Genomic DNA, 14,680 nt, shown 5'->3' with positions numbered 1-14,680 from the left:
AAATTATGGCAAAACTGTTTTTTGAAGTTTTTCCGACATTAAAGATTACCGGAGAGATGAGTGCACTTTTGAAAGAAACAGAGATTACAAAAGTGGCATCGAATTCCGCACAGAATGCACTGCGGATTTATTTAGAGAGTACAAGGCTAATTCCCAAACCGGAAATCTATCATATTGAACAAGAAATCAGACAACAGCTATTTCCGCACAAGGAGATAGCTGTTAAAATCATAGAAAAATTTAATTTATCCAGCCAGTATACACCGGAAAAACTGATGGCGGTATACCGGGAGAGTATTTTAGAAGAGATTCGCAATTACAGCGTACTGCTCTATAATCTGATGCGCTGCAGCAAAATGGAATTTGACCGGGAAGACCATATGATTCTTACCTTAGAGGATACCATTGTTGCCACAGAGCGGAGCAATGAACTGATTGATATCTTAGAAAAAATCATCTGCGAACGTTGTGGATTAAAATTAATGATTGAGCCACAGTATGAGAAGCCGGCAGAAAATGATTATTTAAAGAGCGCAGACAGCCAGATTGAAACAGAGGTTGCCCATATCGTGGCACGAACCGCTGCTGCAAGAACGCAGAATGCGGATGGCATGGAACAGCCTGCTGCCAATGAAGCAAACGCACAGCCGGATGCTAGAGCGTCAGAAAAGGAAAAAACACCTGCTGCCCCGGAGAAAAAACAGACTACCGGCACAGAAGGTGCAGGAGCAGCACCTGCTGCTGGAAAGAATAACTTTTCCGGCGGAAAGGATTTCAAGGGAAAATCTTCCTTCCAGAGAAGAGATTTTGTTAAAAAATCAGACAATCCGGATGTTATTTATGGCCGTGATTTTGAAGAGGATGCAATTCCGATTGAGACCATCGTAGGTGAAATGGGAGAAGTTGTCATCCGTGGACAGATAATGACATTAGATACAAGAGAAATCCGTGGTGAAAAGACAATTATCATTATGTCAGTAACGGATTTTACGGATTCCATTGTGCTTAAAATCTTTACAAAAAATGAGAATCTACCGGAACTGATGGGAGATTTGAAAAAGGGAGCATTTCTTAAAATTAAGGGTGTAACGACCATTGATAAATTTGACAGTGAACTGACCATCGGCTCCATTGTCGGAATTAAGAAAATCCCTGATTTTACTACAATAAGAATGGACAACAGCCCGTTAAAGAGAGTAGAGCTTCATTGCCATACCAAGATGAGTGACATGGATGGTGTTACTGATGTAGGAGATCTGGTAAAAAGGGCATATAAGTGGGGACATAAGGCACTGGCGATTACCGATCATGGAAATGTCCAGGCATTCCCGATTGCAAACCATGCACTGCCGGATGACCCGGACTTTAAGATTATCTATGGTGTGGAAGCTTATCTTGTGGATGACTTGAAGGACATTGTAGAAAATTCAAAGAATCAGTCTCTGCAGGATACCTATGTGGTATTCGATATAGAGACCACCGGATTTTCACCGCTGGTAAATAAAATTATTGAAATTGGTGCGGTAAAAGTAGAAAAGGGGAATATAACCGAGCGTTTTTCCACTTTTGTTAATCCGGAAGTGCCGATTCCGTTCCACATTGAAAATCTGACCGGAATCAAAGATGATATGGTAATTACGGCACCGGTGATTGCGGAAGTTATGCCGGAGTTCTTAGCCTTCTGTGATGGTGCTGTTATGGTAGCACACAATGCTGATTTTGATATGAGCTTTATCAAATATAACTGTGACCGTTTAAGCATTCCTTATGATTTTACCATTGCAGATACCGTTGCCATGGCACGAATGCTGCTGCCGAACCTGAACCGTTTTAAGCTGGATACCGTAGCAAGGGCATTAAATATTTCGCTGGAGAATCATCACCGTGCGGTAGATGATGCGGCATGTACCGCTGAAATTTTCGAAAAGTTTGTAAAAATGCTTGCTGACCGTGGCATCAATACACTGGATGAATTAAATGCCGAGGGACATGTCAGTAAAGAGACCGTTATGAAGATGCCGACCCATCATGCTATTATTCTTGCAACGAATGATCTGGGACGTGTGAATCTCTATAAGCTGATATCCTTATCCCACCTTGATTATTTCCATCAGAGGGCGAGAATTCCAAAGAGCGAATACTTAAAACACAAGGAAGGCTTACTGATTGGTTCTGCCTGTGAGGCGGGAGAACTTTATCAGGCAATTTTACAGGGACGGCCGCAGGAAGAGATTATCCGTCTGGTGAAGTTTTATGATTACCTTGAAATCCAGCCTCTTGGAAATAATGCATTTATGATAAAAGATGAAAAAGCACCGATTTCCACCATGGATGAATTAAAGGACATTAACCGCCGGATTGTAAAATTAGGAGAAGAATTCCATAAGCCGGTTGTGGCAACCTGTGATGTGCATTTTATGGACCCGGAGGATGAGGTATACCGCCGGATTATTCTGGCTGGTAAAGGCTTTAAGGATGCCGATGAGCAGGCTCCACTATATCTTCGTACCACAGAAGAAATGTTGGAGGAATTCAGCTATTTAGGCAGTGAGAAAGCGAAAGAAGTTGTTATCGATAATACCAATAAGATCGCAGATATGTGCGAGCGCATTTCTCCGGTTCGCCCGGATAAGTGTCCGCCGGTAATTGAAAATTCCGATCAGATGCTGCGTGATATCTGCTATAACAAGGCACATGAGATGTATGGAGAGGATTTGCCGGAAATCGTATCGGAGCGGTTGGAGCGGGAGTTAAAATCCATTATCGGAAACGGTTATGCGGTAATGTATATCATTGCCCAGAAGCTGGTTTGGAAATCAAATGAGGATGGTTATCTGGTAGGTTCCCGTGGATCCGTAGGTTCTTCTTTTGCGGCAACCATGTCCGGAATCACGGAGGTAAATCCGCTGGCACCGCATTATTACTGTGCCCACTGTCATTACAGTGATTTTGATTCGCCGGAAGTAAAGAAATATGGCGGACAGTCCGGTTGTGACATGCCGGATAAGCGGTGTCCGAACTGTGGCAAGCCGTTAGTGAAAGCCGGTTTTGATATTCCGTTTGAAACATTCCTTGGATTTAAGGGGAATAAAGAGCCGGATATTGATCTTAACTTCTCCGGTGATTACCAGAGTAAATCCCATAAATATACAGAAGTAATTTTCGGCGCGGGACAGACCTTCCGTGCCGGAACCATTGGTACGCTGGCAGATAAAACCGCATTCGGTTATGTAAAGAATTATTATGAAGAGCATGGTGTGCATAAGAGAAATTGTGAGATAGACCGGATTGTGCAGGGCTGCGTGGGAATCCACCGGACCACCGGACAGCATCCGGGAGGTATCGTAGTATTGCCGGTGGGGGAAGAGATTTATTCCTTTACACCGATTCAGCATCCTGCCAACGATATGACAACCGATATTATTACGACTCATTTTGAGTACCATTCCATTGATCACAACTTATTAAAGCTTGATATTCTCGGACACGACGATCCGACCATGATCCGTATGCTTGAGGACTTAACCGGAATTGATGCACAGAAGATTCCGTTGGATGATAAGTCCGTCATGTCCTTATTTAAGAATACCAGTGCACTGAGTATTACACCGGATATGTTGACAAACTGTACACTTGGAGCACTTGGAATTCCAGAGTTTGGAACAGACTTTGCGATGCAGATGTTAATTGACGCAGATCCGCAGTCCTTTTCCCATCTGATTCGAATTGCAGGTCTTTCACACGGTACGGATGTATGGTTAGGAAATGCCCAGACATTGATTGAAGAGGGAAAAGCAACCATTTCTACGGCAATCTGTACCCGTGATGATATTATGATTTATCTTATCAGTATGGGACTTGACAGTGAGGAATCCTTTACCATTATGGAGTCTGTCCGTAAGGGAAAGGGCTTAAAACCAGAGTGGGAGGAAGAAATGACTGCCCACGGCGTACCGGACTGGTATATCTGGTCCTGTAAGAAGATTAAGTATATGTTCCCGAAAGCCCATGCGGCGGCATACGTTATGATGGCATGGCGTATTGCTTACTGCAAGGTGTTTTATCCGCTGGCATATTATGCAGCATACTTTTCCATCCGTGCAACCGGATTCAGTTATGAGCTTATGTGTCAGGGAAAGGATAAGCTGAATTACTTCATGCGTGATTATGAGAAACGAAAGGATTCACTATCGAAGAAGGAGCAGGATACCTATAAGGATATGCGTATTGTGCAGGAAATGTATGCAAGAGGCTATGAGTTCTGGACCATTGATTTATATAAAGCCCAGGCATCCCGTTTCCAGATTATTGATGGCAGACTGATGCCTGCCTTAAGTACGATAGATGGTCTTGGCGAGAAGGCGGCAGAGGCAGTGGTAGAGGCTGCCAAGGATGGTCCATTTCTATCCAAGGATGATTTCAGACAGCGGACCAAAGTTAGTAAGACCGTAATTGATCTGATGGGAGACCTTGGATTATTCGGGGACTTGCCGGAATCGAACCAGCTTTCTTTATTTGATTTTTAATACATAGGAAGGTATAATTGTTAAAAGGAGTGAGGAGCATGAACGAAGTATATGAAAAGCTTTTAAAATGTTATGCATGTTTTGAAGATAAGATTGATTTTAAACCACAGGCAGCATTGATTTTAGGCTCCGGATTAGGAGATTATGCTGACACGAATATGAAGGTGGAAGCAGTGCTTGATTATCACGATATCGAAGGGTTTCCGGTATCAACGGTACCGGGGCATAAGGGGCGCTTCGTATTCGGTTATGTAGGGGATGTGCCGGTAGTATGTATGCAGGGACGTGTGCATTATTACGAAGGTTATTCCATGCAGGATGTTGTGCTGCCAACAAGATTAATGAAAATGATGGGCGCAAAGGTACTCTTTCTTACCAATGCTGCAGGGGGAATACAGCAGGGAATGAAAGCCGGAGATCTGATGATGATTACCGGGCAGATTGGCTGCTTTGTACCATCTCCTTTAATCGGGGCAAATATCGATGAACTGGGGGAAAGGTTCCCGGATATGAGCCATATCTATGATGAGGATTTACAGAAAATAATCCGAAAAGCTGCCATTGAAGCAGATATTCCGCTTCGGGAAGGCACTTACCTGCAGTTATCAGGACCGAATTTTGAGACACCACAGGAGATTTCCATGTGCCGTGTACTGGGGGCAGATGCGGTAGGCATGAGTACAGCCTGTGAAGCCATTGCAGCAAATCATATGGGGATGAAAATCTGCGGTATTTCCTGTATTTCAAATCTCGCGGCAGGAATTTCACCATTTTCACTGACACACCGTGAAGTTCAGGAGACAGCAGATCGTGTTGCACCATTGTTTAAAAAGCTGGTGACCGATTCTATTACCGGTATGAAAACATTTCTGTAAGAAAATGATATAGGGGGAAGCAGCTATAGAAATTAAATATAAAAGGCAGATATCTATCAGGAGAAGGTAGAAGATAAGGAGGGGATTGCGTATGAATATACGTTTTTACAATGCCAGAATCTTAGCGCCGTCAGAGGGACATTCTTTTCAGGTGATAACCGGGGAATTGTGGGTAAAGAAGGATGAGATTATCTATATCGGGGATGGCCTTGATACGGAACGTGTTTTTGAAAAAGAGCCGGCAGGAATGATTCTTTGGGACAGGGAAATTGACGCAGAGAAAAACCTGCTGCTGCCGGGATTTAAAAATGCCCATACCCATACGGCCATGACATTTTTACGTTCCTATGCGGATGACCTGCCATTACAGGACTGGCTGACAAAGCAGGTATTTCCAAAAGAGGCACTGCTTACGGCAGATGATATATACTGGCTCAGCATACTAGGCATCATGGAATATCTGACCAGTGGCATCACTTCAAATTTTGATATGTATTTCTTTCCGGAGACAATTGCAAAGGCTTCCATAGACTGTGGATTCCGGACCATGCAGGTCAGCAGCTTCAATGATTTTACAAGCTCCATTGAAGAGATGGAAGAAATTTATCATAAAGTCAATGAAATGAGTGACTTAACCGGTTATGTGCCGGGATTTCATGCGGAATATACCACCTCAAAAGAGCACTTAAAACAGGTGGCAGCATTATCCGAAAAGCTGCATGCACCGGTATATTTCCATAATTCCGAGACTGCACTTGAAGTAGAACAGTGTAAGGAGCGTTATGGAATGACACCGACCCGGCTGATGGAAGAGCTTGGAATGTTTCAATATGGCGGCGGTGGTTATCACTGTGTATATTTTGAAGATGAGGATTTTGAAATTTTTCGAAAGAGAAATCTTACGGCAGTAACGAATCCTGCATCGAATCTGAAGCTGGCAAGCGGAATCGCACCGATTGACCGCTTTATAAAAGAAGGAATTAATCTTGCTATCGGAACAGATGGTCCGGCAAGTAATAACTGCCTTGATATGTTCCGGGAAATGTTTTTAACTACCGGTCTGGCAAAGGTCAGAGAAAAGGATGCAGCCTGTGTTGGTGCAGAAGAAGTACTTTATATGGCAACGACAGGAGGAGCTGCTGCCATGGGATTAAATGAATGCGATAGTCTGGCAGAGGGAAAGAAAGCAGATTTAATCATGCTTGATTTAAAACAGCCGAATATGCAGCCGGAAAATAATCTCGTCAGGAATATTGTATACAGCGGAAGCAAACAGAATGTAAAGCTTACTATGGTAAATGGACAAATTCTTTATGAAGATAACACATTTCAGATTGGATTTGAACCGGAAGAAATATACCGGAAAGCAAATGAAATTATTGGCAGAATGAAATGAGAGGAACGATATGAAAGTAATATTTGTACATCATAGCTGTTTTGTGGTGGAAATGGAAGATGTGGTTTTGATATTTGATTATTTTGAAGGAAACCGTGTAACCGGTTATACTTTTACCGGAGTGCTTCCGGTATTTGACAAAGACAAATCCATTTATTTCTTTGCAAGCCATAAGCATCAGGACCACTTTGATATGAATATTTTAAAACTGGCAGAGGATTATGAAGACATTCATTTTATTTTGTCAAAAGATACAAAAATGAGTCCGAATTTTATGAAAAAACACGGTATTCCGGAGCGGGCAAAGAAATGTATCGAATATGTCATTCCGGATAAGAAATATGAAATCGGAAAAGTGAAGGTAAAAACCCTTCGTTCCACGGATGCCGGTGTGGCGTTTCTGGTAAAGACCTGTGGCAAGACCATTTATCATGCAGGAGACCTTCATAACTGGAAGATGGAGCATGTGGGAGAGCTGATTAATGGCAAGATGGAGCGGGACTATAGACACCAGATACGCAAGTTAGAAGGTGAGCATATCAATGTGGCATTTGTGGTTTTAGACCCGAGACTTGGTGTGTATACTGACCTTGGTTTGGCTTATTTTATGAAAAATGTGGAAGCTGATTATGTATTCCCGATGCATATGTGGCAGGATTATTCTGCCATTGAAAAATACAAGCAAAAATGTGATAATCATTTGTATACGGACCGAATTATGGATATCGAAAAAGAAAATCAGGTATTTGATATGGACAATCTCAAATGAAATTCTTGAATTATGCCATTAATTGGTCTATACTTAATACGTTTCCTGCTTAGGGGAAGGAAACTATTTCGTTACACGGGAAATCGGTAAAAAGTGGTTCCCGTAGTTAAAAACAGGAGGAAGAATGTATGGATAATTTTCTCGCATTTGGAGGCAGTTTTTTACAGTATGTAGTTATTTTTGTGATTCTGGTTGCAATTGCAGTTCTCGGTGTATTCACAGGTATTGCACTGCGGAAACGGAAAGATGCAAAGGAACTGGCATTACATGAAGATAAAAAGGAAGAAAAATAGTTTTTTGGAGGAATTATTGTGAAGAAATACGGAGTAAATGACTTAAGAAGAATGTATCTTGAATTCTTTGAGAGCAAAGGACATCTGGCAATGAAGAGCTTTTCTTTAGTACCACATAATGATAACAGTCTTCTGCTTATCAATGCTGGTATGGCTCCATTAAAGCCATATTTTACAGGACAGGAGATTCCGCCGAGAAGAAGAGTGACAACCTGTCAGAAATGTATTCGTACCGGAGATATTGAAAATGTAGGTAAGACAGCAAGACATCTTACTTTCTTTGAGATGCTTGGAAACTTCTCTTTTGGTGATTATTTCAAACATGAAGCAATTGCATGGTCATGGGAATTCCTGACAAAAGTGTTAGAGCTTGACCCGGAGCGCCTGTATCCGTCTATTTATGGAGAAGACGAAGAAGCATTTGAAATCTGGACCAAAGAAGTCGGTGTTCCGGCAGAGAAAATTACCAGATTCTATCGTGACCCGGAAACCGGAGAATGTGATAACTTCTGGGAGCATGGTGCAGGACCTTGCGGACCATGTTCTGAAATCTATTATGACCGTGGAGAAAAATATGGCTGTGGAAGTCCTGACTGTAAAGTAGGATGTGAGTGTGACCGTTTCATGGAAGTATGGAACAACGTATTTACACAGTTTGAAGGAGATGGCAAAGGTGGTTATACCGAGCTTTCCCAGAAAAATATTGATACCGGAATGGGATTAGAGCGTCTGGCAGTTGTTATGCAGGATGTAGACTCCGTATTTGATATTGATACTATGAAAGCAATCCGTGATAAGATTTGTGAATTATCAGGAAAGACTTATCAGCAGGATGCATTAGATGACGTTTCTATCCGTCTGATTACAGACCATATCCGCTCTGTAACCTTTATGGTATCCGACGGAATTATGCCAAGTAACGAAGGAAGAGGTTATGTTTTAAGAAGACTGATTCGTCGTGCTGCAAGACATGGCAGATTACTTGGAATTGATGGACTGTTTCTGGCAAAACTCAGTGATACTGTTATTCGTGAGAGCAAGGATGGTTATCCGGAATTAGAGGAGAAGAAAGATTTCATCTTCAAGGTATTATCCCAGGAAGAAGAAAAATTCAATAAAACAATTGATCAGGGACTTGCTATCTTAGCAGAGATGCAGGACAAGCTGGAAAAAGAAGGAAAGAAAGAATTATCCGGAGCGGATGCTTTCAAGCTTTATGATACTTACGGATTCCCTCTTGACCTGACCCAGGAAATCTTAGAAGAAAAAGGATTTACCATTGATGAAGCCGGATTTAAGGCTGCAATGGAAGAGCAGAGAGAGAAAGCAAGAAAAGCAAGAAAAGTAACCAACTACATGGGTGCAGATGTTACCGTATATGAATCCATCGACCCAAGTATTACAACTGAATTTGTCGGATATGAGAACAATACTTATACTTCCAAGATTACAGTAATGACTACCGAGACTGAAATCACAGAAGCTTTATCCGATGGTGAGATTGGAACTATTTTCGTAGAGAAGACTCCATTCTATGCAACCATGGGTGGACAGGTAGCAGATACCGGTGTTATCAGCAGCAAGGACGGAAGCTTTGTCTTTGAAGTAGAAGATACCGTAAAGATGCTTGGCGGCAAAGTCGGACATATTGGTAAAGTTACCAAGGGAATGATTAAGACCGGTGATGAAGTAGAACTTTCCATTGATGCAGACAGAAGACTTGCCATCGGAAAGAACCACAGTGCAACACATCTTCTTCAGGAAGCCTTAAGAGAAGTACTTGGTACCCATGTACAGCAGTCCGGTTCTTATGTAGACGAGCACAGATTAAGATTTGACTTTACACATTTCTCAGCAATGACAGCAGATGAGATTACCGAAGTGGAAGACATTGTAAACCAGAAAATTGCAGAAGCACTTCCTGTTATAACAGAAGTAATGTCTTTAGAGGATGCAAAGAAGACCGGTGCAATGGCATTATTTGGTGAGAAATACGGTGATAACGTCCGTGTTGTAAAAATGGGAGATTTTTCTACCGAGCTTTGCGGTGGTACCCATGTAAGCAATACAAGTGCAGTCCAGGCATTTAAGATTATTTCCGAGGCTGGAATCCAGGCTGGAGTCAGAAGAATTGAAGCCCTGACATCCAAAGGTGTATTTGAATATTATGACCAGTTAGAAGAAACCTTAAAAGAGGCTGCAAAATTATTAAAAGCGACACCTGCAAATCTTGTTGAGCGTGTAAATCATGTATTAGGCGAAGTAAAAGCATTACAGTCTGAAAATGAATCCTTAAAGAGCAAAGCGGCAAAGGATGCATTAGGTGATGTTATGAATCAGGTGGAGGAAGTAGCTGGTGTGAAACTTTTAGCAACCAGCGTTTCCGGTGTAGATATGAATGGTTTAAGAGACTTAGGAGACCAGCTCAAAGAGAAGCTTGGCGAAGGCGTTATCGTATTAGCCTCTGATTGTGATGGCAAAGTAAATCTTGTTGCAATGGCAACTGAGGAAGCAATGGGCAAGGGTGCACATGCCGGTAACCTCATCAAGGGAATTGCTGCGAAGGTTGGCGGAGGCGGCGGTGGCCGTCCAAATATGGCTCAGGCCGGTGGTAAGAATCCGGCTGGCATCAAAGATGCTTTGACAGAAGCAAAGACTGTTCTTGCACAGCAGTTAGCATAAAATATACTGAATTAAAAATATTTTCCGGAAAATTGGAAAAACAGCAAAAAAACGGTTGACGTACGGGAAAATTATGCTATAATCTTTGGTAGTGCAATAAAATTACCCAAACAGTTGAATATGCACAATACGCAACTGGAGGGAGGTTAGGTGTGAGACAATGTCAAATGTAATCGTAAAAGAAAACGAGACGTTAGATAGCGCTTTACGCAGATTCAAAAGAAACTGTGCGAAAGCTGGTATCCAGCAGGAAATCCGTAAAAGAGAGCATTACGAGAAACCAAGTGTTAAACGTAAGAAAAAATCGGAAGCTGCAAGAAAACGTAAGTACAACTAATAAGATAGAAAGCTGTCACATTTGTGGCAGCTTTCACTTTTTTACTTTACAGGAAATTGCTTTCCTGTAAAGTAAAAAACGCTCCGCGAGGATGCACACTGCGGCGTATAAGGTAGATGTCGCAAGCGACCGCCGCAGGCGCGAGAATGTGCCAAGGCACATTCTCTGTTCTATTGCCAAGCTTATGGGTTGCCAAGCATTCGTAAGAAACTGCCGGTGGCAGGTTTTGTAGGCGGGAAACAAATTTTAGAGCATATTTTATAAGACAAGTCATATATTAGTCGTGAGGAGAAATCCTTGCGACTTTTTTACTTTACAGGAAATTGCTTTCCTATAAAGTAAAAAATGCTCCGCGAGGATGCGCACTGCGGCGTATAAGGTAGATGTCGCAAGCGACCGCCGCAGGTGCGAGAATGTGCCAAGGCACATTCTTTTTTACGCATGTTTCTCGTAGTTACGCAAGTAGACTAGAAAGAATATATTGATAGACCGAAAGAAAGGAGTGACCCCGGAAACAATGTTAGAACAGGTACTTCAGATTTTCCCAGCAGAGCTTCGGAAAATGCTGCTTGCAAATAAAGATAAATTAAAGGAGACAGAAGAAATACGCATCCGTATAAACCAGCCGATGATTCTCTGGGATGGGAGAAAGGAATATTTTTTAGATAAGCTAAGTGGCAGATTAAGTGTGGAGGCGGAAGGAAGTTATTACATAAAGGAAAGTGATATTTCTGCGATGCTGACTTTTTTAAGCAGGTATTCCATTTATGCCTATGAAGAAGAGTTAAAGAGTGGATTCCTGACCTTAGAAGGTGGACACCGGGTAGGAGTAACCGGACAGATCCGGATGGAGGGAGAAAAGGTGGAACAGCTTGCTTATGTCGGATCATTGAACATAAGAATTGCACATCAGAAGATTGGATGTGCAAAGGAAATTCTGCCCTTTATCAGAACAGAACAGAGTGTGAGAAATACGCTTTTCGTATCTTCCGTTGGGATTGGAAAGACAACCCTGCTACGGGACAGTATTCGTCTGATTTCCGGAGATGAGACAAGCAGAATACACTTTAAAGTAGGGGTGGTAGATGAACGTTCTGAGATAGCAGCCTGCTGCCATGGAATACCGCAGAATAATCTTGGCATACGTACAGATGTGATAGACCGGTGTAAAAAGGCTGTGGGAATGCGGATGCTTCTTCGTTCCATGTCGCCGGATGTAATTGCAGTGGATGAACTTGGCTCTATGGAAGATTTTCAGGCAGTGGATGAAGTATTGCATTGTGGATGTAGTATTCTTGGGACAATTCATGCGGCAGATATGTTGGAATTACAACAAAAGGAACAGCTTAGAAAATGGGTGGAACAGCAGATTTTTGAGCGGTATGTCATCTTAAAAAAGGATGATGGTGGAAGAAGACATTTTATGATTTATGATGGAGCATGGGAAAAAATATGGTCCGATTGATAGGAGTTGTGCTGATACTTTTTGGAACAGTTGGGATTGGTTATGACAGGATGCAGCAGATAAAGCGGCATTATAAAGGGCTTTTAGACTGGCGGGAATGTATGCTGAAAATACAGGGAGATATGCAGAGCTTAAAGAAGCCGCTGCCGGATATTATTGCAGAATTGGGGCATCATGCACCGGAAGGCTTTCAGTCCTTTTTTATGCAGGTTCATAAGGAACTGATGCAGTATGAGAACAGCAGTCCGAAAAGCTGTTGGAAGGAGGCATGGAAGTCATGGGAGAACCGGGAAATATTTACGAAAGAGGAAGGACAGCTGTTTTTGGAGTGCGGAAGGCTTTTGGAACAGGGAAGCGGAGGAATATTTGAAAAAGAAGCAGAGCTACTGATAGAGAGAATCAATATTTTGATTCAAAGGGAACAGACAGAGATGCGAGAGAGGATAAAAGTCAGCATGTACCTGTGTGCTACTGCAGGAATATTTCTGGTGCTGATTCTGGTTTAATGGAGGAGAAGATGAGCGTAAACCTGATATTTAAAATTGCGGCAGTCGGTATTTTGGTGACGGTAATCAGCCAGGTGCTAAAGCACAGTGGGCGGGAAGAACATGCATTTTTAACCAGTCTGGCAGGACTTTTGATTGTGCTGTTCTGGATTGTTCCATACATATATGATTTGTTTGAAACGATGAAGTCACTATTTTCGTTGTAGAGGAGAAATATGGATATTATTCAGGTTGGATTACTGGGAATCACTGCGGTTTTCCTTGCTCTTTTTATCAAAAATTACAAAAGCGAATACAGCATTTTAATCAGCATTGTGGCATGTATTTGCATCTTTATCTTTCTGATAGGAAAATTGGAGCTTGTATTGTCTTACATCAATAGTGTGGTGGAGCTGATTCCTGTAGATGGAAGGTATCTTGCCATGATTTTAAAAATGATTGGAATTACTTATGTAGCAGAATTTGCAACAGATATCTGCAGAGAATCCGGGTATCAGGCAATTGCCGGACAAATTGAAATCTTTGCCAAGCTGTCGATTCTTTTAATCAGTATGCCGGTGCTGATGGGATTTATTGAAACGTTAGGGGCTTTTTTATGAAGAAACAACCATTAAAAAATGCGTTTAAGATGCCTGTAAGAACAGCAGGATGTTTCATTATATTTTTCATGTTCTGGCTCATGCCAGGAGGACTTGTACAGGCATCCTCCGTATCGGCAGCATCAGATAACAGCGGGACAGGGACGGATAAGGATTATACGGATGATTTTATGGAACAGCTGGATTTATCAGAGATTGAGCAGTATTTAAAGGAACAGGATGCTACAGAAGAGATTAGTTTCTATGAACTGATTAAAGAGCTGGCAACCGGAAACTTTTCCTGTGACGGACAAAAGCTGACGCAGGCAGTGGGAAGGATTCTGTGGGGAGAATTGCAGGATAATAAGGCAATACTGGTAACCGTTCTTTTACTGGCAATCAGCTGTGCATTTCTTAAAAATTTCTCTGATATTTTTCATAATACTTATATATCGGAGGTCTGCTTTTTCCTGATTTATATGGAGATGACAGTCCTGCTGCTGCAGTCCTATCAGATGATGAGTGATATTGTGGTAACGGCAATGAATCAGATTGTAGATTTTATGAATATGCTGATTCCAGTATTTGGCATGTCTCTGGCATTTTCCATGGCAAATTTTACAGCGGCTGGATTTTATCAGATTGCTTTTATCGTAGTTTATATTGTTCAGTGGGGAATGCTTGCCTGTCTGGTGCCAATGACGAAACTCTTTATTATGATGGAATTTATGAATTATATGATAGAAGGGGAACGTTTTAGCAGAATGTGTGAACTGATGGAAGAAATAATCCGCTGGTGCTTAAAATGTGCGATTGCAGCAACCATTGGTCTGAATGTGGTACAGACCATGGTGGTTCCGGCCATTGACCGCTTGAAAATGAGTACCGTTACAAAGACACTTGGAATGATACCGGGAATGGGAAATATAACAGGAGCAGTCAGTGAACTGATGCTTGGAGCGGGTATGGTCATTAAGAACAGTGTTGGAACAGCAGGGGTATTGATTTTACTTTTGCTGGTGATGTTTCCACTATGCAAAATGTTTTTGCTGAGTCTTATGTATAAAGTGACAGCGGCAGTAACCGAACCGGTATCGGATAAGAGGATCGCAGGAAGCATGAACGGCATTTGTCTGGGCTGCCAGCTGCTTACAAGGATTTTACTTACTTCGCTGGTTCTTTTTCTTGTGACGATTGCCATGATTACTGCGGTATCCGGATTCCTTATGGGATGAAGGAAAGAAGAGAAATAA

Annotated in this window: 12 protein-coding genes; all 12 read left to right on the top strand. The window is 42.0% G+C overall.

The features are described from left to right. Positions 1-5 precede the first annotated feature (5 nt). The 12 genes from DWX65_RS07220 to DWX65_RS07165 all read left to right on the top strand — a co-directional run bounded on the left by DWX65_RS07220 (position 6) and on the right by DWX65_RS07165 (position 14,662). A complete protein-coding gene (locus tag DWX65_RS07220) occupies positions 6-4,526 on the top strand; it encodes a PolC-type DNA polymerase III (RefSeq protein ID WP_118057387.1) in 4,521 nt (1,506 codons plus the stop codon). 38 nt (positions 4,527-4,564) lie between these two features. After that, positions 4,565-5,401: a purine-nucleoside phosphorylase gene (locus DWX65_RS07215; protein WP_022243267.1), complete on the top strand. Its 837-nt coding sequence runs from the start codon at positions 4,565-4,567 to the stop codon at positions 5,399-5,401. Between the two features lie 91 nt (positions 5,402-5,492). Further along, positions 5,493-6,797, top strand: a complete 1,305-nt coding sequence (locus DWX65_RS07210) for an amidohydrolase (protein ID WP_022243266.1) — start codon at positions 5,493-5,495, stop codon at positions 6,795-6,797. A gap of 10 nt (positions 6,798-6,807) precedes the next feature. Then, positions 6,808-7,566, top strand: a complete 759-nt coding sequence (locus tag DWX65_RS07205; RefSeq protein ID WP_118057384.1) for an MBL fold metallo-hydrolase — start codon at positions 6,808-6,810, stop codon at positions 7,564-7,566. Between the two features lie 128 nt (positions 7,567-7,694). Further along, complete coding sequence (locus DWX65_RS07200) at positions 7,695-7,859, top strand: vanadium nitrogenase (protein WP_117698712.1); 165 nt, start codon at positions 7,695-7,697, stop codon at positions 7,857-7,859. An 18-nt stretch (positions 7,860-7,877) separates the two neighbouring features. Continuing rightward, positions 7,878-10,541: an alanine--tRNA ligase gene (gene alaS, locus DWX65_RS07195; protein ID WP_330414776.1), complete on the top strand. Its 2,664-nt coding sequence runs from the start codon at positions 7,878-7,880 to the stop codon at positions 10,539-10,541. Between the two features lie 160 nt (positions 10,542-10,701). Next, positions 10,702-10,878 (top strand): 30S ribosomal protein S21, encoded by a 177-nt coding sequence (gene rpsU / locus DWX65_RS07190; protein ID WP_021737899.1) that lies wholly within the window; start codon positions 10,702-10,704, stop codon positions 10,876-10,878. 517 nt (positions 10,879-11,395) lie between these two features. Further along, on the top strand, positions 11,396-12,343 hold the full coding sequence (spoIIIAA, locus tag DWX65_RS07185; protein ID WP_117841149.1) for a stage III sporulation protein AA: 948 nt from the start codon (positions 11,396-11,398) through the stop codon (positions 12,341-12,343). Continuing rightward, complete coding sequence (locus DWX65_RS07180; RefSeq protein ID WP_199535039.1) at positions 12,331-12,849, top strand: stage III sporulation protein AB; 519 nt, start codon at positions 12,331-12,333, stop codon at positions 12,847-12,849. The genes spoIIIAA and DWX65_RS07180 overlap by 13 nt, the downstream gene beginning before the upstream one ends. An 11-nt stretch (positions 12,850-12,860) precedes the next feature. Next, entirely contained in the window at positions 12,861-13,055 is a 195-nt protein-coding gene (gene spoIIIAC, locus DWX65_RS07175; RefSeq protein ID WP_022243260.1) for a stage III sporulation protein AC, read from the top strand. A 9-nt stretch (positions 13,056-13,064) separates the two neighbouring features. After that, positions 13,065-13,448 carry a SpoIIIAC/SpoIIIAD family protein gene (locus DWX65_RS07170; protein WP_117947070.1) on the top strand — a complete coding sequence of 128 codons (384 nt, stop codon included), beginning with the start codon at positions 13,065-13,067 and terminating at the stop codon, positions 13,446-13,448. Beyond that, the gene (locus DWX65_RS07165; RefSeq protein WP_118173164.1) at positions 13,445-14,662 is read left to right on the top strand and encodes a stage III sporulation protein AE; all 1,218 of its coding nucleotides are present in this window, start codon (positions 13,445-13,447) and stop codon (positions 14,660-14,662) included. The genes DWX65_RS07170 and DWX65_RS07165 overlap by 4 nt, the downstream gene beginning before the upstream one ends. Positions 14,663-14,680 lie beyond the last annotated feature (18 nt).

It is taken from the genome of Roseburia sp. AF20-18LB (assembly GCF_003461185.1).
In the GTDB taxonomy this organism is placed as follows: Bacteria; Bacillota; Clostridia; order Lachnospirales; family Lachnospiraceae; genus Roseburia_C; species Roseburia_C amylophila.
This window is presented reverse-complemented; position numbering and strand designations above follow the sequence as displayed.

Bases quoted from the DNA above. Each gene is read 5' to 3' on its own strand.
- DWX65_RS07220 (WP_118057387.1), top strand. From the start codon at position 6: ATGGCAAAACTGTTTTTTGAAGTTTTTCCGACATTAAAGATTACCGGA.
- DWX65_RS07215 (WP_022243267.1), top strand. From the start codon at position 4,565: ATGAACGAAGTATATGAAAAGCTTTTAAAATGTTATGCATGTTTTGAA.
- DWX65_RS07210 (WP_022243266.1), top strand. From the start codon at position 5,493: ATGAATATACGTTTTTACAATGCCAGAATCTTAGCGCCGTCAGAGGGA.
- DWX65_RS07205 (WP_118057384.1), top strand. From the start codon at position 6,808: ATGAAAGTAATATTTGTACATCATAGCTGTTTTGTGGTGGAAATGGAA.
- DWX65_RS07200 (WP_117698712.1), top strand. From the start codon at position 7,695: ATGGATAATTTTCTCGCATTTGGAGGCAGTTTTTTACAGTATGTAGTT.
- rpsU (WP_021737899.1), top strand. From the start codon at position 10,702: ATGTCAAATGTAATCGTAAAAGAAAACGAGACGTTAGATAGCGCTTTA.
- spoIIIAA (WP_117841149.1), top strand. From the start codon at position 11,396: ATGTTAGAACAGGTACTTCAGATTTTCCCAGCAGAGCTTCGGAAAATG.
- DWX65_RS07180 (WP_199535039.1), top strand. From the start codon at position 12,331: ATGGTCCGATTGATAGGAGTTGTGCTGATACTTTTTGGAACAGTTGGG.
- spoIIIAC (WP_022243260.1), top strand. From the start codon at position 12,861: ATGAGCGTAAACCTGATATTTAAAATTGCGGCAGTCGGTATTTTGGTG.
- DWX65_RS07170 (WP_117947070.1), top strand. From the start codon at position 13,065: ATGGATATTATTCAGGTTGGATTACTGGGAATCACTGCGGTTTTCCTT.
- DWX65_RS07165 (WP_118173164.1), top strand. From the start codon at position 13,445: ATGAAGAAACAACCATTAAAAAATGCGTTTAAGATGCCTGTAAGAACA.